Annotated in this window: 17 protein-coding genes and 2 tRNA genes; 6 read left to right on the top strand and 13 right to left on the bottom strand. The window is 69.5% G+C overall.

Going from position 1 to position 19,025, the window contains the following annotated elements; translation table 11 throughout:
* Positions 1–6: 6 nt before the first annotated feature.
* Positions 7–312, top strand: coding sequence for an NIPSNAP family protein (locus K0817_RS06940; protein ID WP_219980638.1), 306 nt, complete (start codon positions 7–9; stop codon positions 310–312).
* Between the two features lie 37 nt (positions 313–349).
* Here the strand turns inward: K0817_RS06940 and K0817_RS06935 are convergent, their stop codons facing one another.
* From K0817_RS06935 to K0817_RS06925, 3 genes are all read right to left on the bottom strand, one after another.
* Positions 350–1,402 (bottom strand): alpha/beta hydrolase, encoded by a 1,053-nt coding sequence (locus K0817_RS06935; protein ID WP_219980637.1) that lies wholly within the window; start codon positions 1,400–1,402, stop codon positions 350–352.
* 108 nt (positions 1,403–1,510) lie between these two features.
* Complete coding sequence (locus K0817_RS06930) at positions 1,511–2,422, bottom strand: 2-hydroxyacid dehydrogenase (protein WP_219980636.1); 912 nt, start codon at positions 2,420–2,422, stop codon at positions 1,511–1,513.
* A complete protein-coding gene (locus K0817_RS06925; protein WP_219980635.1) occupies positions 2,419–3,717 on the bottom strand; it encodes an MFS transporter in 1,299 nt (432 codons plus the stop codon). The genes K0817_RS06930 and K0817_RS06925 overlap by 4 nt, the downstream gene beginning before the upstream one ends.
* Positions 3,718–3,845: 128 nt before the next feature.
* Between K0817_RS06925 and K0817_RS06920 the strand changes: the two genes are divergently transcribed.
* Positions 3,846–4,538, top strand: coding sequence for an RraA family protein (locus K0817_RS06920; RefSeq protein ID WP_219980634.1), 693 nt, complete (start codon positions 3,846–3,848; stop codon positions 4,536–4,538).
* Between the two features lie 52 nt (positions 4,539–4,590).
* Here the strand turns inward: K0817_RS06920 and K0817_RS06915 are convergent, their stop codons facing one another.
* Entirely contained in the window at positions 4,591–5,256 is a 666-nt protein-coding gene (locus tag K0817_RS06915) for a GntR family transcriptional regulator (protein WP_219980633.1), read from the bottom strand.
* A gap of 120 nt (positions 5,257–5,376) precedes the next feature.
* Here K0817_RS06915 and K0817_RS06910 point away from each other — a divergent pair, with 120 nt between their 5' ends.
* The 3 genes from K0817_RS06910 to K0817_RS06900 all read left to right on the top strand — a co-directional run bounded on the left by K0817_RS06910 (position 5,377) and on the right by K0817_RS06900 (position 8,590).
* Complete coding sequence (locus K0817_RS06910; RefSeq protein WP_219980632.1) at positions 5,377–6,792, top strand: acyclic terpene utilization AtuA family protein; 1,416 nt, start codon at positions 5,377–5,379, stop codon at positions 6,790–6,792.
* A complete protein-coding gene (locus K0817_RS06905; protein ID WP_219980631.1) occupies positions 6,785–7,129 on the top strand; it encodes a DUF4387 domain-containing protein in 345 nt (114 codons plus the stop codon). Before K0817_RS06910 ends, K0817_RS06905 begins: the two co-directional genes overlap by 8 nt.
* A 78-nt stretch (positions 7,130–7,207) precedes the next feature.
* The gene (locus tag K0817_RS06900; RefSeq protein WP_219980630.1) at positions 7,208–8,590 is read left to right on the top strand and encodes an MmgE/PrpD family protein; all 1,383 of its coding nucleotides are present in this window, start codon (positions 7,208–7,210) and stop codon (positions 8,588–8,590) included.
* Between the two features lie 51 nt (positions 8,591–8,641).
* Here the strand turns inward: K0817_RS06900 and K0817_RS06895 are convergent.
* From K0817_RS06895 to K0817_RS06880, 4 genes are all read right to left on the bottom strand, one after another.
* Positions 8,642–8,715: transfer RNA gene (locus K0817_RS06895), tRNA-Met, on the bottom strand.
* A 37-nt stretch (positions 8,716–8,752) separates the two neighbouring features.
* Positions 8,753–8,824: transfer RNA gene (locus K0817_RS06890), tRNA-Thr, on the bottom strand.
* Between the two features lie 63 nt (positions 8,825–8,887).
* Positions 8,888–10,450, bottom strand: coding sequence for a peptidoglycan DD-metalloendopeptidase family protein (locus tag K0817_RS18690; RefSeq protein WP_253735233.1), 1,563 nt, complete (start codon positions 10,448–10,450; stop codon positions 8,888–8,890).
* Positions 10,451–10,796: 346 nt separating this feature from the next.
* Entirely contained in the window at positions 10,797–11,597 is an 801-nt protein-coding gene (locus tag K0817_RS06880) for an inositol monophosphatase family protein (RefSeq protein ID WP_219980629.1), read from the bottom strand.
* 336 nt (positions 11,598–11,933) lie between these two features.
* Here K0817_RS06880 and K0817_RS06875 point away from each other — a divergent pair, with 336 nt between their 5' ends.
* A complete protein-coding gene (locus K0817_RS06875) occupies positions 11,934–13,526 on the top strand; it encodes an NAD(P)/FAD-dependent oxidoreductase (protein ID WP_219980628.1) in 1,593 nt (530 codons plus the stop codon).
* A gap of 80 nt (positions 13,527–13,606) precedes the next feature.
* On the opposite strand, the gene K0817_RS06870 is transcribed toward K0817_RS06875, so the two are convergent.
* The 5 genes from K0817_RS06870 to aztB form a co-directional block, all read right to left on the bottom strand.
* Entirely contained in the window at positions 13,607–14,587 is a 981-nt protein-coding gene (locus K0817_RS06870; protein ID WP_219980627.1) for a hypothetical protein, read from the bottom strand.
* A 159-nt stretch (positions 14,588–14,746) separates the two neighbouring features.
* Positions 14,747–15,964 (bottom strand): zinc metallochaperone AztD, encoded by a 1,218-nt coding sequence (gene aztD, locus K0817_RS06865; RefSeq protein WP_219980626.1) that lies wholly within the window; start codon positions 15,962–15,964, stop codon positions 14,747–14,749.
* A 27-nt stretch (positions 15,965–15,991) separates the two neighbouring features.
* On the bottom strand, positions 15,992–16,903 hold the full coding sequence (gene aztC / locus K0817_RS06860) for a zinc ABC transporter substrate-binding protein AztC (protein ID WP_219980925.1): 912 nt from the start codon (positions 16,901–16,903) through the stop codon (positions 15,992–15,994).
* On the bottom strand, positions 16,903–18,144 hold the full coding sequence (locus tag K0817_RS06855; protein WP_219980625.1) for an ABC transporter: 1,242 nt from the start codon (positions 18,142–18,144) through the stop codon (positions 16,903–16,905). Before K0817_RS06855 ends, aztC begins: the two co-directional genes overlap by 1 nt.
* 31 nt (positions 18,145–18,175) lie before the next feature.
* Positions 18,176–19,018: a zinc ABC transporter permease AztB gene (aztB, locus tag K0817_RS06850; protein ID WP_219980624.1), complete on the bottom strand. Its 843-nt coding sequence runs from the start codon at positions 19,016–19,018 to the stop codon at positions 18,176–18,178.
* Positions 19,019–19,025 lie beyond the last annotated feature (7 nt).

Genomic DNA, 19,025 nt, shown 5'->3' with positions numbered 1-19,025 from the left:
GCATCCGTGATCACTGTCCACCTGCGCTACGAGATCGACCCCGACAAACTGGCCGAGTTCACCCACTACGGGCAGCAGTGGATCCGCCTCGTGGCGAAGTTCGGCGGCACCCACCACGGCTATTTCATGCCGAGCGAAGGCGACAGCGACGAGGCGTTCGCGCTGTTCACCTTCCCCTCGCTCGCGGACTACGAGCGCTACCGCACCGCGTCGTTCGCAGACCCCGAGTGCATCGAGCTCTTCCAGTTCGCGCGCGACACTCGGTGCATCCGCCGCTACGAGCGCCGATTCCTCACGCCGGTCTTCGAGTGAGGGGATGCGAGGCGACGGACTGAGGGACGCCCGCCCCTCAGCTCGTGACCGACTCGAGGAACTCGAGCGTGTGACCGAGCGCCTCCTGCGCTTCGTCGAGGTCGAGGTGGAACTGATACTCGTGCGGCAGAGCGGGCACGTGATCGGCCGGCCAGAACACGTCGGTCACGGGCACGTCGAGACTCTTGAGGCGCTGCGCCATCGGGATCGACTGGAGCCACGTCAAGCCGTCGCCGTTGCCGCCGCTGATGTAGGTGGGCGGAAAGTCCGAGGTGACGAACTGGATGGTCGCCATGGTCGACCCTGACGACTCGGCAGACCAGTCCTTCGTGCCGGTGTACGACCAGAGCGAGATCTTGAACCCCCACGCCACGAGCCCGTTCAGGTCGGCCATCGCCCGCAGGTCGTACACGCCGCAGTTGAGGATCACGCCGGCGATCTGGTCCGCGTCGAGCGCGGGGCGGAGGTCCATGAGCTCGGCATAATCCGGATTCGTCGAGAGCGTCGCCATCTGGCTGGCGAGCTGGCCGCCCGCGGAGTCCCCGGCAATGACGATCGTGTTCGGATCCACCGAGAGCTCTGCGGCATTCTCGTCGATGTACGCGAACGCGTCGTTCAGTTCGTCCACCGCCGTGGGGTATGCGGCCTCCGGTCCGAGTGTGTAGTTCACCGCGATGGCGGTGTAACCGGCGTCGGCGAGTATCCGCATGTACGGATCGACGTCAGCACTCGATCCCGAGATCCACGCGCCGCCGTGGATCCACACCACCGTCGGCAGCGCTTCACCCTCGGCGGCGGTCGTGTACATGTCGAGCGTGAGTCCCGTCTGGTCATCGGCGTAGGTGATGTCGGTCTCCTCCCGCAGGGACGCGTTCTCGGGGACGTGCTTCTCCATCTCGGCGGCCGTCGCCGCCCCACCGCGCTCGAACACCGACCGGATCAGCATCGCCGAGGGCCACGGCGTCACCGACGTGACGGCTACGACCACCAGTACGAGGAACAGCAGCGCGCCCAGCGCGATGAGCAGGCCGCGGTGCCGGCGCGTGCCCGGCCCGGCCACGCGGTCGTCGGCCGTGGACTCAGCTGCCATGTCTCCCCCGTTGTCTTCGCCCTGCGGCTCCGACGCTATCGGGACTGACCGCTATGCGACCCGAGGGCACGCGGAACGGCCTGGCCGAGGTGCCGCCGTGATCCCGGATCAGCCGGCGGCATCGTAGACAAGGTTGAGCGGCGCCTCGCCGGCGCGCAGCCGGCGTACTTGCTCGAGAATCAGGCCGTCCACTCGGGCGTCCATCGCATCCGTGTCGCCGCCGGCGTGGGGGGTGATGAGGACCCCGGGAAGCCTCCACAGCGGATGGTCTGCGGGCAACGGCTCCGGATCGGTGACGTCAAGCGCAGCGCGCAGGCGGGCCTCCTGGAGTTCGCCCACGAGCGCCTCTGTGTCGACGATCTCTCCCCTGGAAACGTTGACGAGCAGGGCACCGTCGCGCATGGCCGCGAGGAAGCGCGAGTCGATGAACCGGCGGGTGTCGTCGGTGAGCGGGACGGCGATGATCACGATGTCGGCGTGGGACAGCAACTCGGGCAGACGGTCTACACCGTGCACACCGGCACGAGGCGTGCGCGCCACCAGATCGAGGTGGGCACCGAACGGCGCGATGCGCCGGCGGATCTCGGCGCCGACCCCGCCCACGCCGACGAGCACGACGCGCTTGTCTGCAAGACCAGGATGCCGCCGGTGTTCCCACACGCCGCGGTCCGCGTCGCGTACGGCATCGGGTATGCCGCGCTGCGCGGCGAGTATGAGACCGACCGTCAGCTCGGCGGTGGATCCCTCGTGCACGTCGGTCGCGTTGCAGTACCTGATGCCGGACGGGAGGGTCTCGCTGACGCCGTCGTATCCGAGAGTCTGGCTCTGGACCATAGAGATCGGCAGCCCCCGTAGGTGGCGCAGCTCGCGCGGGGCGATCATGTACGGCAGGACGAGCAGGTCGATCGGGCCGATGAGCGGGTCCGACGAATTCGGTGCCCAGACCTGCACGCGCGCGTCCCCGAGTCGCGCGCCGAGCCGGTGCCGCAGCTCGTCGTCCGGCAGGACGATCGAGATCATTCGGCGCGCTCTGCTTCCACGTACTTCTCTTCCGCAAGCTGCGAGGGGGCGTATTCGCGGCGGACGCCGAAGGTGAGGGCGAGTCCGACGAGTGAGAGCGCGACGAGGAAGAGCATGAGGAAGCTCCAGTCGGTCGCGTCGACCAACGCGCCGACGGTTGCCGGGCCGACAGAGGAGCCGATGGCCTGAGCCACGGCGAAGATGCCGGTGTAGACGCCGATGAGCCGCTGCGAGGGAGCGAGATTCCACAGCATCACCGTGGCGTTGACGGCGAAGCCCGAGAACCCGGCGGCCGCGATGAGGACGCCCACGAGCGTCGCGACCGTGGAGGTGTTGAGGACGAACGCGATCAGGGCGCCGACGGCGAAGACGACGATGCCGATACGCATCATCCGCCGCCGGCCGTACCGGTCGGAGAGGATCGCGACGGGAATGATCACCAAGAGGAACGCGACGCTCGCCGGCAGCGTCATGCCGCCCGCCTCGCCGCGAGAGAGCCCGAGCTGCTCGACTCCGTACAGGCTCAGCAGGGCACGGATGCTCGCCCATGCCCCCCATGTCACGATGACGGCGGCGACCATGAACAGACGACTGCGGTCACGGTCGGTGAAGATGTCCTTGAACACCGCGAGGAGTCCCGTCGTGTCCCGACCCAGCGCCCGGTCTTCGTCGACCACGGCGCGATAGGCCGCGGTGCGCTGCTCGCGCAGCGCGAGCAGCAGGATCGCGAAGCAGGCCACCATGACGACCGCCGCGATGACATAGGCGAGTTCGACGCTCTCGTCGACGACGAACAGGCTGAGCAGCGCCGACACGATGATCGTCAGACCCGACGCGAACCGCCCGACCGCGTTCGCCTTGCTGCGATGCTCGGGCAGCTGGTTGTCCGCGATGAGCGCCTCGGTCAGCGGCTTGAACGAGTTCGCGGTCAACGAGAACAGCACGATGATCGCGATGAGGATGGGAAAGCTCGGGGCCAGCGGGATCAGCACGAACAACAGCGCGGCAATCGGTACTCCGACGACGATGAACGGCGTCCGCCGACCCCACCGGCTTCGCGTCCGGTCGCTGAAGTACCCCATCAGCGGCTGAATGAAGATGCCGACGATGTTGTCCAGCCCCATGATGAGCCCGATGAGGGCGATGCTCGTGGAGTACTCGGCGAGCGTCACCGGTGTCTGCGCGTCGTGGAAGTTCCATACAGACTCTTGCGCGAACACCCCCAGTGCCACGAGCAAGGCGAGACGCAGCTGAAAGCTCCGACGCGGGGGCCGTTCGGGACGAGCACTGTTCACGTTGACTCCATTGTCGATCAGCGCCGAGCGCGGCAATGCGCTCGAGCAAAGTCCGAGCAGGTTATCATTTGCTATTGCAAATAGGAAACCTCGGCACCTGAGCCGATGTCACAGAGAAGTGCAGGGATATGGCCTCATCACAATCGCTTTCCGAGTCGGATCTGTCGTATCTGCGACGGGTCGACAGCCCCACGATCGCCAATGCGCTCGAGCGGTTGTCGTTGCGGGACCGCAGCGACGGGTACGTCGGCGGTTCCATCCAGTGCGCGTTTCCCGAACTGGGGACGATGGTGGGGACCGCGCTCACCGTGACGGTGGACAACGCGGTGGGACGGCCGGCCCGACAGGAGGGCTATTGGGATCTGTGGACGACGCTCGACCAGACGGAGGGCCCCGTCGTCATCGTGATGAAGGATGCGAGCGGAACCCCCAGCCGTGTCGCGTACGCGGGTGAGATCATGGTCACCCTCGCCAGCCGGCTCGGCGCGATCGGGATGATCACCGACGGCGCGCTCCGCGATGTCGCCGAGGTCCGCGCTCGTGGCTTCCACTACTTCATGCGGTACGCGGTCGTCTCGCACGCCAACTTCGAGCTGTCCAAGGTCGGGGATCCGGTCTCCATCGACGGCCAACTCGTCCGCACGGGCGACATCCTGCATGGCGACGCGAACGGCATCGTCACCGTCCCGTGGGAGAGCCTTCCCAAGATCCGGACCGAGGTCGAGGCGATCCAATCGACCGAGCGGCGGGATCTCGACTTCATCGCCAGCGCGGAGTTCACCTTGGACGGGTACAAGCGGGTGCGCGGCTACGGGGGGTAGCCGTCGCGAGCGTCTTGGCTCGCAGGTGCCACAACGGAGCAGTGCAGGGAATTCAGAAGTTCTTGATCGCCGATCGGGCGTTCGCTCGCATAGCCCGCTCCGCGGCGACTTCGTCGCCCGCCGCGAGGGCCTCGACGATTGCGCGATGGCCCGCGATCCGGCTCTCGACCCATCCGGGGTCCCTCGCATCCTCGGCCGCTCGGCTGAGGCGGTGGTCGGTGCCGTAGATCGCATAGCTCTCGATGAGGCTTCGCAACGCGGGGTTCGCCGCGGCGCGGATGATCTCGGCGTCGAAGAGCTGGGCCATCTCGAACTGCTGCTCCAATGTGAGCGCGTCACCGGCGGCGACCAGCTCATCGATGTACCCACGCATCCGCTCGATTGCCTCGGGGGTGATCTTGCGTGCCGCGAAGCGGGCCTCGGCGCCGCGGAGCATGACTTCGACCTCCATCAGCTCGTGAAGGGTCTCGGTCGGGTGATCCACGACTTGCAGCCGACGGGCGCCCACCCGCTCGACAAGTCCCTCGTGCTCGAGCTTGCCGAGCGCCTCGCGTACCGGCGTGGGGCTGACATCGAGAGCAGCCGCCAACTGGCGTTCAGTGATCCGGCTGCCCGGCACGAGCCGGCCGTCGGCGATGCTCTCGCGCAGCGACCGATAGACCTGTTCCGACAGGACACCGGCGCGCGCGACCTGTGGCAACACGACGTCGTGGCTCATGAAATCTCGATCCCGGTCGGCATCTCTTCACGGTACTCGGAGTCGCCGTCGACTATGGGGAATGACGCGCTTGACACAATTTGCTATAGCAAATAGATTGCTCCAGAAGGGATGGCCTCTATGACTTCACGCACTGATGTGACCAACGGACCGCGATCGCAAGTAGGCGACTCGGTCCGGATCATCTTCCCCATCGGCATGCTCGGCGGCGGCATCAGCGAGGAACCGGTGGCGCGCGGAATCTCGCTCGGCGCCGACGCGATCGCCGTGGACGGCGGCTCCACCGACTCCGGGCCGCATTACCTGGGTGCAGGCGTGGCCAAGACGTCCCGCGGGTCGCTCAAGAGCGATCTGCGAACGATCATCGTCGCCGCACAACAGGCGGGGATCCCCGTCGTCGTCACGACATGCGGCACTTCGGGCACCGATTCCGGCGTCGATTGGGTCGCCGGGATCGCGGAGGAGATCGCCGACGAGGAGACCTTGAGCTTCACGATGGCGAGGATCTACAGCGAGCTCGCCCACGACACAGTCCTCGACGCCGTCACCGCCGACCGCGTCGCGCCGCTCGAACCGGCAGGACCGCTCACGGCCGAAACCGTCGAGCGCTGCGAGCACATCGTCGGCCTCATGGGGCATGCGCCGATCGCCGCGGCGCTCGCGGCGGGGGCCGACCTGGTGCTCACGGGGCGCGCAACCGACACCGCATCCGTCGCCGGCATCGCGCTCGGGCGTGGCATCGCCCCAGGTCCGACGTGGCACGCGGCCAAGACCGTGGAGTGCGGCAGCCAGTGCACGACCGATCCGCTCGGCGGCGGAGTGCTCGTCGAGATCGACGACGCCGGCTTCAGCATCCACCCGCTCGACGACGCGTCCGCCGCCACGCCCATGACGGTCGCCGCTCACATGCTGTACGAGAGCGCGGACCCCTTCCGCCTCCGCGAGCCCAGCGGCACCCTCGACACGAGCGCCGCGGTCTACACCGCGGTGGACGATCGGGTCACCCGCGTGGAGGGCTCGATCTTCGAAGAGGCGGCCCAGGCGACGATCAAACTCGAGGGCGCCGCGCTCGGCGGATACGAGACGGTGTCGCTGGTCGGCATCCGCGATCCGCACATCCTCGAGCAGATGGATGCCTGGCTGGCGCGGTTCGAGGGCGAACTGCACCGCCGTGTGCGCAAGCACCTCGGTCTCGAACGCAGCGAGTACGATGCCGAACTGCGCGCCTACGGCCACAACGCCGTACTGGGCGACCTCGAACCCGGCGGCGAGCCGCCACGCGAGGTCGGTGTGCTGTTCCGCTCCCGTGCGGCCGACCAGGTGACCGCGACCGCTATCGCGAAGATCGCCAACCCGCTCATGCTCCACCTTCCTTTGGAAGGCATGACCCACCTGCCGAGCTTCGCGTTCGCGACCTCGCCGGCCGAGATGGAGCGGGGCGCCACCTACGAGTTCGTTCTGCAGCATACGATCGCCGTCGACGACGAGAGCGAGCTGTTCCGCACCGAGTACCAGGAGGTGGCTCCTCGTGTCTGAGCAGACCGCAGCCAGCCAGACCCTCGACGACGTCGCCGACCTCGTACGCGCCAAGAACGCCGGTCCCTTCTGGCTGACCCTCGACGTGTTCCTGCCGACCGATGAGGTCTTCGACAGGGTACGAGCATCCGACGTCGTCGACCCTGCGCTGATCGCGGCGCTCTACCGCACCGATCCAGCGAAGGTTCAAGTGTTTCCGATGCCGCTGCTGCGAGCGATCAAGATCTCGTTCCCCCGGCCCGTCGTGCAGGGCAGCTTCGCCGACCGCGACATGCATTCGGGGCAGCAGCATGTGCTGCTCGCGGCGATCGAGATCCCGAGCTTCGAGACGACGTGACCGTGACGACGGATGCCGAGACAGATTCGATCGCCGTCGGCTCGGGAAATCGCGCCGGACACATCCGAAGAGCGAACGATGACATCTGAGCCCATCGCCTCGCGCCTGGCGCGGTATGCGCTCGGATCTTCGGCGGATGACCTGCCCACCGAGGTGGTCGCCTGCGTGCGGCAGCGGCTCCTCGACAGCCTGGCCTGCGCTGTTGGCGCGTACGACGCTCCTCCCGTCGACGCCGCGATCGCGGTCGCCCGCGCCGTTCCCGTGCCCGGGTCGACGATCCTCGGCACCCGAATGCAGACCACCCCCGATCTCGCGGCGTTCACCAACGGGGTGATGGTGCGGTTCCTGGACTACAACGACGGCTACATGGCCCGCGAGCCCGGACACCCGAGCGACAGCATTCCGGCCTGCCTGGCGCTGGCAGAGGCGCAGTCCTTGCCGGGGGCCGAACTTGTCGCGGCGATCGTCGTGGCGTACGAGGTGCAGATGCGCCTCCAAGACGCCGCCGGCCTGAACAAGCGCGGCTGGGACCACGTCAACTACGTCAACGTCGCCGTGGCCGCCGCGGCGGCACGACTGTTGATGCTCGACCAGACGCAAGCCGAGCACGCCATCAACCTCGCACTGAGCGGGCACGTCTCGATGCGCCAGGTGCGCACCGGTGCGCTTTCGGATTGGAAGGGATGCTCCGCAGCGAACGCCGCACGCAACGCGGTCTTCGCCGCCCAGCTCGCCTCCTACGGCATGACCGGCCCATCGCCGATCTTCGAGGGCGACGCAGGCTTCTTCGCGCAAGTGTCCGGTCGGTTCGAGCTGGACGTCGACGCATTCGGAACGTGTGAAAACGGCGACTTCGCGATCATGAGATCGCTCACCAAGACATTTCCCACGAATGGGGAGTTGCACACCGCCGTGTGGGCCGCGATCGGGTTGAGACCCAGCATCCCTCATCTCGACGACATCGAGAGCATCCTGATCGAGACGTCGGAGTTCAACCGTCGGGTTCTCGCGGATGCAGCGAAGTGGCAGCCCGCCACCCGCGAGACCGCCGACCACAGCCTGGCGTACAACGTGGCGCGCGCTCTCATCGACGGCGACATCGACCTGGGTTCGTACTCCGCCGAGAAGATCCGTGACCCGCGCGTGCGAATCCTGATGGACACGACGACCGTCGAAGAGGATACGGCGCTGACGGCGCTCTTCCCCCGCCACCTCGCCAACCGTGTCACCGTGAAGCTCCGATCGGGCGAGCGGATCAGCAAAGAGGTGATCAGCGGGCCAGGCTCGGTGGAGACCCCGATGACCGACGCGGACTTCGAACGCAAGTTCCGACGCACGGCCGACTCGCATATCTCCGCCGCGGCGCAGGATGTCGTCGTCGACTTCACCGCGACCCTCGAACGGCAGGCCGGGTACGGCGAGCTCTTCCGCGCGATGGAGCGGACGCTTCTGCCGTTCTAGACCGGGGATGCAGAAAGCCCCGGAGAATCGGCGAGATTCCGGGGCTATCCGTAGCAGGAGCGGGGCTTGAACCCGCGACCTCACGATTATGAGTCGTGCGCTCTCACCAACTGAGCTACCCTGCCGCGAGGCATCCGGACGGTCGAGATTCGAATGCTTGCGAGCCCCGAGTCAGGATTGAACTGACGACCCCTTCCTTACCATGGAAGTGCTCTGCCACTGAGCTATCGGGGCGTGCTGCCTGCGAGCAGGCAACTAGAAGAGAATACCAGAGCCGCAGCATCCTCCAGAATCGCATCAACCCACGACGTGGGTGCCGTCCGTGTGCTCACGCAGCCAAGGCATCGGGTCGATCGGCGTGGTGCCGTTCATCAGGATCTCGAAGTGGGTGTGGGCCCCATATGAGCGTCCGGTGTTGCCGGTGCGACCGAGCACGGTGCCCACCGTCACGTGCTGGCCGGCGGTGACCTGCATCGAGCCGTACTGCATGTGGGCGTAGTGGCTCGAGACGAGCTGACCGTCGACCATGTGGTCGATGATCACGTGCACGCCGTACGCGCCACCTGCCTCGGAGGCGACCCGCACGGTGCCGTCGGCGATCGCCTGGATCGGCGAGCCGGCGCCCGGGGTGAAGTCGATGCCTTCGTGCATGCGACCGGAGCGCATCCCGAACCCGTACGACATGGTCACACCCACGGCGAAGGGCCATTGGATGTTGGAATTCGGGTCGTTGTGGAACAGGTTCGAGAAGTTCCGGATGCCGGCTTCCGAGGCGAGTTCTGCCGTCGTCGTCGTTCCGTACTGCTCGGTGCGGTCGAGCGCGTCGGGCTGGACGGTCGCCGGAGCGACGTACGCCTGGATCTCGTCCTCGTCGACCTCGGTCACGGATCCGTCGGCGGGGGCGACGACCGACAACGAGGCATCCGCACCACTGGCCGCCGCCACGGCCTGGGACGGGGTCGTCAACCCGACCGTGAGGAGGCCGACGATGCCGAAAGCGCCGATCGAGAACGACGTGGTCGCGACTCGCGTCAACGGCGCGCGCGGCGTCTTGGCCCGCCGCGGAACGGTGTGTGCGCGCTCGCGCTGAGGGTCTGCGGGCTGCTCCGTCGCCTCCGGGGCGGCGGCAGGACCCTGCACCGGCGTCTCGCCGGTGAAAGAGAAGAGGCGCGCCGCGGCCTCGAACTCATCGACCCCGGATGCCGTGGGCCGTGCGGTCGACTCGCTCGCGGTCTCGGGCGCTTCAGTCGCCTCGGCGGCCGGCGCGCTGTCGGCCGGCGCGGCGTCGGCGGCCGGCGGGGCGTCGGCGGCCGGCTGGGCGTCGGCGGCCGGCTCCAGAAGTTCGAAAGGCTCCGCCGGGGCGAGGACGGACTCCATCAGGGGCGCGGGGGCCTCGGGGGTCCGAAGCTCCTGGCGGAAGGACGCCATCGGCCGATCTGGCTCAGCCGGAACCTCGTTCGCGATCACCGGCACGGGAATCGGCTGCGATGCGCTCAGCGTCGCGCGACGCGCGCGCCTGCTGAGAGGCGCATCGGAGGCCGAGACCGGCGAGTGCATCGCCGCGGCAATGGCCGCCGCGACCTCGAGCGTCGGTGTCGCCAGGCTCGCGTCGCCGGCCGCGGGGACGCCCGCCTGCGGGGCGTCGGCGAGCGTGGGCTCCGCGACCGTGGGCTCCGCGGCCGTGGGCTCCGCGACCGTGGGCTCCGCGACCGTGGGCTCCGCGACCGGAGCGTACGGCGCCGAGGTTTCGGTGGTCGCAGTCTGCGCTGCCGCAGTTTCCGCGATGGCAGTCTCGGTGGCCGAAGTCGTGACCGAGGCGGCTGCGGCAGCGACGGCCTGCGTGACGGTGCGGCCCCACACGACCGCCGGCCGTGCCTGACCTGCGCTTGCCTGACGTCGAGCCGCCGCACGCGACGCCGCGGCGACCTCAGTCGTCGTCGCCTGGACGGGCGCAGCGGAGGTCCGACTCGATCTGCGCGTGGGAGCAGACTCGGCCTGTGGGGCGTCGAAAGGCAAAGCGGCAGGGGGCTTTCGGTCGTGCTGCGGGGGGACGCAGGAAACGGTCGTTCGGGCTTATGACCACTTCGCCATTTCGGGTGACGAAGGTAACGATCGGGTAAACACTACCTCGCTCGTCCTGGGAATGCCATGTGCGACTCGGGTTCCGTTTCGACGTTACGCCTCGAGCATGGGAGCCCTCCCACGCTCACACCAGTTCGGTCACCTCTGCGAGCGCGTCGAAAACCGCGGGACATGCGGCGATCACCAGCGGAGAACGCCCGGACTCATCCGGTGTGGCACGGCGGAATCTGCCACCCGCCTCCGTCACGAGCAGCGCTCCCGCCGCGAAGTCCCACGGCTTGAGTCCGCGCTCGAAGTAGCCGTCGAGTCGCGCCGAGGCGACGTAGGCAAGGTCGAGTGAGGCGGCGCCCGCGCGACGGATGTCTCTCGCGAGCGGCAGCACGCGCCCGGTGAGCGCGAGGTCGTCGGGCCGTGTCTCGGCGTTGTAGCCGAAGCCGGTGGCAAGCAGGGCGCCCGCGGGCCCGACCTCGGCGCTCACGCCGAGCCGCGTCATCCCGAGCCACGCGCCTTCGCCGCGCGCGGCGCGGAAGAGCTCGCGACCGGGCGGGTTGAAGACGACTCCCGCGAGCGGATCCCACGCTTCGGGGCTCGGGTCGCCCTGGACGGCGGCGATGCTCACGGCGTAGGTCGGGATGCCGTAGGCGTAGTTGACTGTGCCGTCGATCGGGTCGACCACCCACGTGATGCCGCTGGTGCCCGGTTCGGCGCCCGTCTCTTCACCGAGAAACCCATCGTCGGGTCGGGCCGTGCGCAACCGGGACCGGATCAGCGCTTCGACCTCGCGGTCGGCCTCGGTGACGATGTCGGCCAGAGCGGACTTCGTGGCGGCGATCGCCACACCCGCTTCGCGCCGGACCCGAGCGAGCTCGCCGGCCTCGCGGGCGATGTCGACGGCGAGGGCTTCGAGGTCGCGGGGCAGGCTCATGCCACCACGCTATCCCGCCCCTCCCCCTGGGTCGTCCGCCCGCAGGAGAGGCCGCGCCGCGCACAGAATCGGATCCGCAGGTGCGGACAGCGGGAGAGGCCGCGCCGCGCAGCGCACAGAATCGGATCCGCAGGTGCGGACAGCGGGTGCGACGCGCCCGCGCCGCGGCGTGCCGGAACGGCGTGTCGGTGCGGGGATCCGCAGGTGCGGATCCGCAGGTGCGGATCCGCAGGTGCGGATCCGAGGTTGTACACCGGCACGCGGCGGGCGGGGGCAGGGCGGGCGGGGGCAGGGCGGGCGGGGGCGTGGCGGGCCGCCCGGGGATACCGTGTCGGTATGGGCAACGGGCCGCGGACTCGCGTGTACGACGTCGTCATCGTCGGGGGCGGGCACAATGCGCTCGTGGCCGCCGCCTACCTCGCGCGCGCCGGACGGACGGTGGTCGTCCTCGAGCGGTTGGACCATGTCGGCGGCGCAGCCGTGTCGGAGCGGCCCTGGGAGGGGGTTGATGCACGACTCTCGCGGTACTCGTACCTGGTCAGCCTGCTGCCCGCCCGCATCGTCGCCGACCTCGGCCTCGACATCCGGCTGCTGCGGCGGCGCTACTCGTCGTACACACCGGACCCCGCCGACCCGTCGCGAGGGATCCTCGTCGACACGCGGGATGCCGCAGCCACGACAGCTTCGTTCGCCCGTGCCGGGGACGGGGCCGAGGCGGCGCGCTTCAAGGCGCTCGGCGACCGCGTCGCGCCGATGGCCGGCGCCGTCTTCCCTTCGATGACCGAACCGCTCGGGACCCGCACGGCGATGCGCGCTCGCCTCGGAGACGACGCGCTGTGGGACGACGTCGTGGAGCAGCCCCTCGGCGCGATGCTGCGCCGCGCGCTCGACACCGACATCGCCCGCGGCATCGCGCTGACCGACGGCCTCATCGGCACCTTCTCCCGCTCCGACGACCCGGGCCTGCGGCAGAACCGCTGCTTCCTCTATCACGTGATCGGCGGGGGCACCGGCGACTGGGACGTACCCGTCGGCGGCATGGGGCAGGTCACTGACGAGCTCGCCCGGGCCGCGCGCGCGGCAGGGGCGGAGTTGCGCACCGGTGCTGATGTGATCTCGATCTCGCCCGACGGCGTGGTCGAGGTGGGTGGCGCTCAGCCCGAGACGGTGCACGGCCGGCTCGTCCTCAGCGCCGTCGGTCCGGCGCTGCTGCAACGTCTGCTGCCGGACACGTCATCGGGCGGGGCCGAGGCGACACCGGTCCCCGAGGGCGCGCAGCTCAAGGTCAATATGCTGCTGCGGCGGCTGCCTCGCCTGAAGGACGCGCACGTCTCGCCGGAGGCGGCGTTCGCCGGCACGTTCCACATCAACGAGACGATGTCGCAGCTCGATCAGGCCTACACCACCGCGGTGGGTGGCGGCATCCCCGATCCTCTTCCAGCCGAGGTCTACTGCCACTCACTGACGGACCCCTCGATTCTCGGCGCGGAATTGCGCGCCTCTGGCACCCAGACGCTCACGCTCTTCGGTCTGCAGGTGCCCCACCGTCTCGTGGCAGGGCAGGATCCGGATGCCGCGCGTGCGGCGTTGCTGGCGGCGGCTCAGCGTTCGCTCGACTCAGTGCTGGCCGAGCCGATCGCGGACTGCGTGTACGAGGCTCCCGACGGCACGCCGTGCATCGAGGCCCGGACGACCGGCGACCTCGAGGCCTCGCTCGGCATGATCGGCGGCGACATCTTCCACGGTGAACTGTCGTGGCCGTGGGCATCCGATGACGAGAACCTCGCAACTCCGGCGCAGCGCTGGGGCGTCGCGACGGCTCATCCGGCCGTGCTGCTGTGCGGCGCGGGAGCGCGGCGCGCCGGCGGCGTCAGCGGCCTGGGCGGACACAACGCCGCGATGGCCGCCCTCGAAATGCTGCCGATCTGAGTCGACGGCGCCCCCACGCGCAACCCGTCACCGCCCGGCGGCGCCGGGCAGGGCGGGATCGGCCTGCTGTGCACCGAGCATCACTCGCGCGGCGGGAGCGGCGGCGGAGGCGGATAGCCCTCGTAGCCGGGTGCCGTGGGTGCCGCCGGCGGCGGCGGGGCCCCGGCGTCCGCGGGGGCAGGCTGCGTGGGCGCCGCTTGTTCGGTGGCGCCGAACACGTGAGCTCCGGGCGACGGGTAGCCGGTGTAGTAGGCGTTCCAGTCGGGCGAGCCGTCGGGCAGCATCGGCAGCGGGGTGACGCCGTCCACGTACATCGGCCACGGCAGCAGTTCCTGTCGATCCTGCGACGCAGGTCCGGCCGCGGGCGGGGCAGGAGCAGCGGGCACGGGAGCCTGCCCGTAGGAGGCGACGGCCGAGCGCGGTTTCTTCGGGGCGAACAGGACGTTCACGAGCGGAATCAGCGCCGTGCCGACCGCGGCGAGGATCGCGACGGCGACGACGATGCGCCAGTAGAGGTCGGCGAGGTTCAGGTACTCGCCGAACGCGAGCGGGATCACCAGGAGGGCGGCGAGGGCGACGACGAGCGTGATGGTGACGATCGCGACGACCCTGGTGAAGGGGGTGTCGTACCGCTGGAACGCCTTCATGTACAGGCGCAGGTGCAGCAGGCCCAGCTGAAGGATGAGCACGATCAGCAGGAACTGAATGAATCGCGAGAAGCCGCCCCAGTAGTAGCGCTCCGGCATCCAGATCATCACGGCGCCGAGCAGCAGGATCACGATCCACGTACCCATGCTGGCCAGCGCGAACCAGGCGGGACGGCGGGGAGCGAGGTGCGAGTCGAGGATGGCGACTGCGGCGAAGCCCACCAGCAGCAGGATCGTCAGGAACGCCCGTCCCACGATGCCGTTCTGGCCGCCGACGAGCACCCACACCACGCAGACGATCGCTGCGGCGATCAGGGCGCCGATGGCCACCCAGATGGCGGCGCGCAGGAGGAAGGAGGTCGGGGCGTCGTCGCGGCGCGTCTCTGCCGTCGCGTACGGATCGGGCACGGTCATGGCGGTCCTCTCGTGTCGCGGGCGATCCCGCACTGCCCATCCTGGCATGCGGAGTCTCAGCCTCGGGAGGCCCGCGTGCCGGTGTGCACCATCTCAAACGCCCGCGGATGGTCTGAACGCTGTGGAGGAGGGGCGGCGGACCGCCCCTCCTCCCCCGGGTCAACCGGCCGCGACGGCGATCTCGACCGGCGCCACCTCGAGGTCGGCCGTGGCGACGATCTCTCCCGTTCCGAGGTCGACCGCGTGCACCGCGTTCGCGGCAGGTTCGGTCACGTAGGCGATGTCGCCCGCGATGACGATCGCGGGGTGCGCGTCCTGCCACTCGCCCGGACCCTCCCACGGCGCGATCACCGGGAAGGACTCGGTGATCTCACGGGTCTCGGGATCGAACACGTGGATCGACCCGTCGCTGGCGAGGATGTAGGCGAGGTCGCCCGGTCCGCGTGCGACGTCGCGGAAGGTGTACTCGACGCCGTCCGGCAGGTCGACCACCTCGAGCGTGTGCGCCTCGGTGTCGATCACCGTGACGGCCCCCAGAAGGTAACCCTCGGCATCCGGGTCGCTCTTGTAGTCGCCGACCACGAGCGGGCTGGTCTCACTCACGTAGGCGTTGCCCATGCGGCCGTAGGGCTGGTCGGGAGCGTCGAGCTTGACGATCTCGCCGTGGTGGTAGAGCAGCGCGCCGTTCTCGCAGCCGAACACGACGGCCTCATCGGCTGCCGTCCCCTCGCCGTGCACGCCGGGGCACTGGTCGCTCTCGGCGATCGTCTGGCCCTCGGCATCCGTCACGACGATGCCGTTGCGACCGTCGGCGTTGCCGACCGTCGTGAGGAACGTGCCGTCCTCGAGCACGACCGACACGCCGTGGTGCGCCTCGACGCCCTCGATCGTCTCTGTCTCGGGCAGCTCACCCTCGGCATCGGCCAGCGCATCGGTGTCGAAGATGGTGGTGTCGCTTGTGCCGTCGGCGTAGAGGATCGTCTTGCCGTCGTGGCGCACGACGTGCCCGGGCGTGTCTGCCGGGAAGATCAGATCGGTGAGCGCGGGGTCCTCGGTGGTGCCCGCTGCCGTGTCGAGCACCTGGAAGCCCTCGCTCATGGTGACCATCACGTGACGGCCGTCGCCCGCGGCGTTCAGGCGTGTGAACTCCTCGCTCTCGAGATCGGCGACGGTCTCGAGAGTGTCGCCGTCGAGGACCAGGATGCCGCCTTCGTACGAGAGGGCGACGCGATCACCCGCGACCTCGGTCGAGGTCTCGGTGGCGGTGCCGCCTGACCCCGCCGAGTCGGCAGATGGAGTCGAACAGGCGGCAAGGGTGGTGATCGCGCCGGCGGCGACGACCAGCAGTCCGGCGCGGCGCAATGTGCGTGTGCGCATGGAAGTATCCTCTTTCTTCTTGGTGGCTCAGGAGGAGAGCCCGGTGGCGATGCGCTCCGTGTTGACGCGCATCATGGTCAGGTAGTCGGCGGCGCCCCCGCCCGGTTCGGTGAGCGACTCGGTGTACAGCTCGATGACGTCCACGTGTACGTCGGCCTCGTCGGCGAGCGCGCGCATCAGCCTGTCTGGCGACGACGACTCGGCGAAGATCGCCGGCACGCCGGTCTGTTCGATGGCCGACACGAGATCGGCCAGATCCGACGTGCTCGGCGCGGCAAGGGTCGTGCCGCCCGGGATGACGGCGCCGATCACGTGGAAGTCGAAGCGCTCGGCGAGATAGCCGAAGACATGATGATTGGTCACGAGTGCACGAGTCGCGTCGGGGATGCCGGCGAACGCCGCGGTCATCTCGGCGTCGAGCGCCGCCAGCTCGGCGCCATACGCATCGGCCTGCGCGGCGACCGCGTCGGTGTCGACGCCGGGCAGCGCGGACAGTTCGGGAACGAGCGCCTCGACGACATCGGCCATACGCGCGGGATCCGTCCAGAAATGGGGGTCGGGCGTGCCGGCGGCGTCGCCCTCGCGGTAGTCGAGGACCTCGATGACATCACCCGCCACGAACGTCGCCACGCCGTCGGCGGCCGCCGCATCCAGATGCTGCTGCAGGCCTTCCTCCAGCCCGAGTCCGTTCGAGACGACGAGATCGGCGGAGCGCAGTCGCGCCGCCTCCTGCGCCGAGATCTCGAACGAGTGGGGATCGGCGTTGGGGCGCATCAGGGTCATCACCTCGGCCTCGTCGCCGACGAGCTCGCCCACGACGTCGCCGAGGATGTTCGTCGACACCACCACGAGCGGCCGGTCGTCGGCAGCGGGCGCGCACGCGGCGAGCATGGCGGCGAGCATCCCGGCGATCACGCAGACGGGAGCCAGACGCCGCATCATCGCCCGGTCTCCACCAGGAACGTCGGCGCCACATCGGTGTCGAAGACACGTGCCACGCGCGCAGCATCCGCGAAGTCGATCTCGTACAGACGCTGCTCGGCGGGCCCGTTGAGGTAGGCGCGCTGCTCGTCGGCGATCAACGCCGGCGCGCCGACGCCGCCCGAGAGCGACTCGGCGACCAGTGGCGCCGTCTCGGCGAGGAGGGCCCCCGTGGTGCCGTCGAGCACGAGCACGCGACCGTCCGTCGTGAGGGCCAGCACGTGCTCCGCTTTGTTGTCGACCGCCGTCACCTGCACGAGCGGCGCGGGCGCCGGGCGCAGGGTCCACGAGCGCGCGCGGGTGTCGAGCAGCCAGATCCCGTCGTCGCCGGCGAGCGCCGCGACGGTCGGCCGTCCCTCGCGGTTGGCGAACGCCGTGGCGCGTGCCGCAGTCGTCCCCGCCGGGTACGGGATGTGCTCGATCGCGACCTCGCCGTCTTCGACCGTCGCCAGCAGTGCGCCGTCGCCGCAGCCGATCACGGCACCGACGCGCGTCGTGATGGTGCCGCGCGCGTCGGGGCATTCGGCCGTCGCTCCGCGCACCGGCATCGCCGATTCGTCATAGACGGCGACCGTCGAGACCACGCCGCCGCGCGGCTCGGTCACGAGCGCGAACGACCCGACGGGTACGACGAGCCCGTCGTGCGGCGTGGTCTCGACCCGGAACTTCTCGACGATCTCGCCCTTCGAGAGCGCTTCGGTGTCGAGCAGCACGGCATCACCGGACTCGGCGAAGTAGATTCCCGTGCCTCCGGTGGTGGAGGAGTTCGTGGTGGCGACGGTCGCCGGCCCCGCGCCCGGCACCTCGCCGACGATGCGCGGCTCGGCGCGGTAGTAGTGGAAGTGGTCCACGTGGTCCCACGTCCACCGGCCGCTGTCGACGACGGTGACGCCGTCGGGGCCGGTCGCGAACAGGTAGCGGCCGTCACCGGCGACCTGCGACGGGGACGGGACGCGTCCCAGGTCGGCGACGCTCTCGTCCAGCAGATCCAGGTGGAGGACGCCGCCGTCCGGGTCGATGGTGGTGAGGCCGAGTGGGGGCTCGCTGACCTCGGCGGCACCCTGGATGTTGCCGTGGCCGTCGCCGTCGCCACCCTCTCCGGTCGGGGTGGCAGGCGCAGCTGCGGACGCACCCGCGCATCCGGCGAGCGTGACGAGCAGCAGCCCGGCAAGGGGAAGAGAGACGGCAGAGCGACGCACAGGATCCTTTTCGTTCGAACGTGGGGAGGGTTCAGGTGGCGGGAAGCGGCGATGTGCGCACGCTGTCGCGAGCCGCCCTCGCGAGCCACGACAGCCCCGCGAAGCCGATCGCGACAAGAGCGACGGATGCCCCGGCCGCCGTTCCGGCATGCCACGACAGCAGCAGCCCGCCCGCGACGGCGGCCACGCCCAGCGCTGCGGCAAGCAGCATGCGCGACGGGATGCGGGAGGTCCACTGGGCCGCGGCGACCGCCGGCGCGAGCAGCAGACCGACCACCAGCAGTGACCCGACCGCCTGGTACGAGGCGACGACGGCGAGGGTGACGAGCGCGACGAGGGTCGTGTGCGCCGCCCGCGGAGCGAGCCCGAGCACTGCGGCTGTCCGCGGGTCGATCGCGAGGGCGACCAGGGGGCGGTGAGCGGCGATAGCGAGCAGCAGGCCGACGGCCGTGGCCGCGCCGAGGACCACGAGGTCAGGACCCGAGATCGCCAGGATGTCGCCGAAGAGGATGGCCGTGGCATCCGTCGCGAAGCTGGCCGAATGCGAGATCACGATCACGCCGAGCGCGAGCATCGCGACGAAGAGCAATCCGATGCTCGTGTCGTACGAGAGCCGTCCGCGGCGCTGCAGCGCGCCGATCCCCAGGCTCATCGCGACGGCGCTGAGCGTCGCACCGATCAGGACCGGGAACCCCAGCACGGTCGCAAGGGCGACGCCGGGGAGCATCCCGTGCCCGAGCGCTTCGCCGAGGAAGGCCATGCCGCGGATGACGACCCAGGTTCCGACCACGCCGCACAGGATCGCCACGAGCGAGCCGCCCACGAAGGCGCGCTGCACGAAGTCGAGAGCGAAGGGATCGGCGAGCCAGGTCACGAGGGAC

It is taken from the genome of Microbacterium sp. HD4P20 (genome assembly GCF_019449275.2).
Taxonomy (GTDB): domain Bacteria; phylum Actinomycetota; class Actinomycetes; order Actinomycetales; family Microbacteriaceae; genus Microbacterium.
Note: the sequence above shows the minus strand (reverse complement) of the source record. Positions and strands in the feature narration are given on the sequence as shown.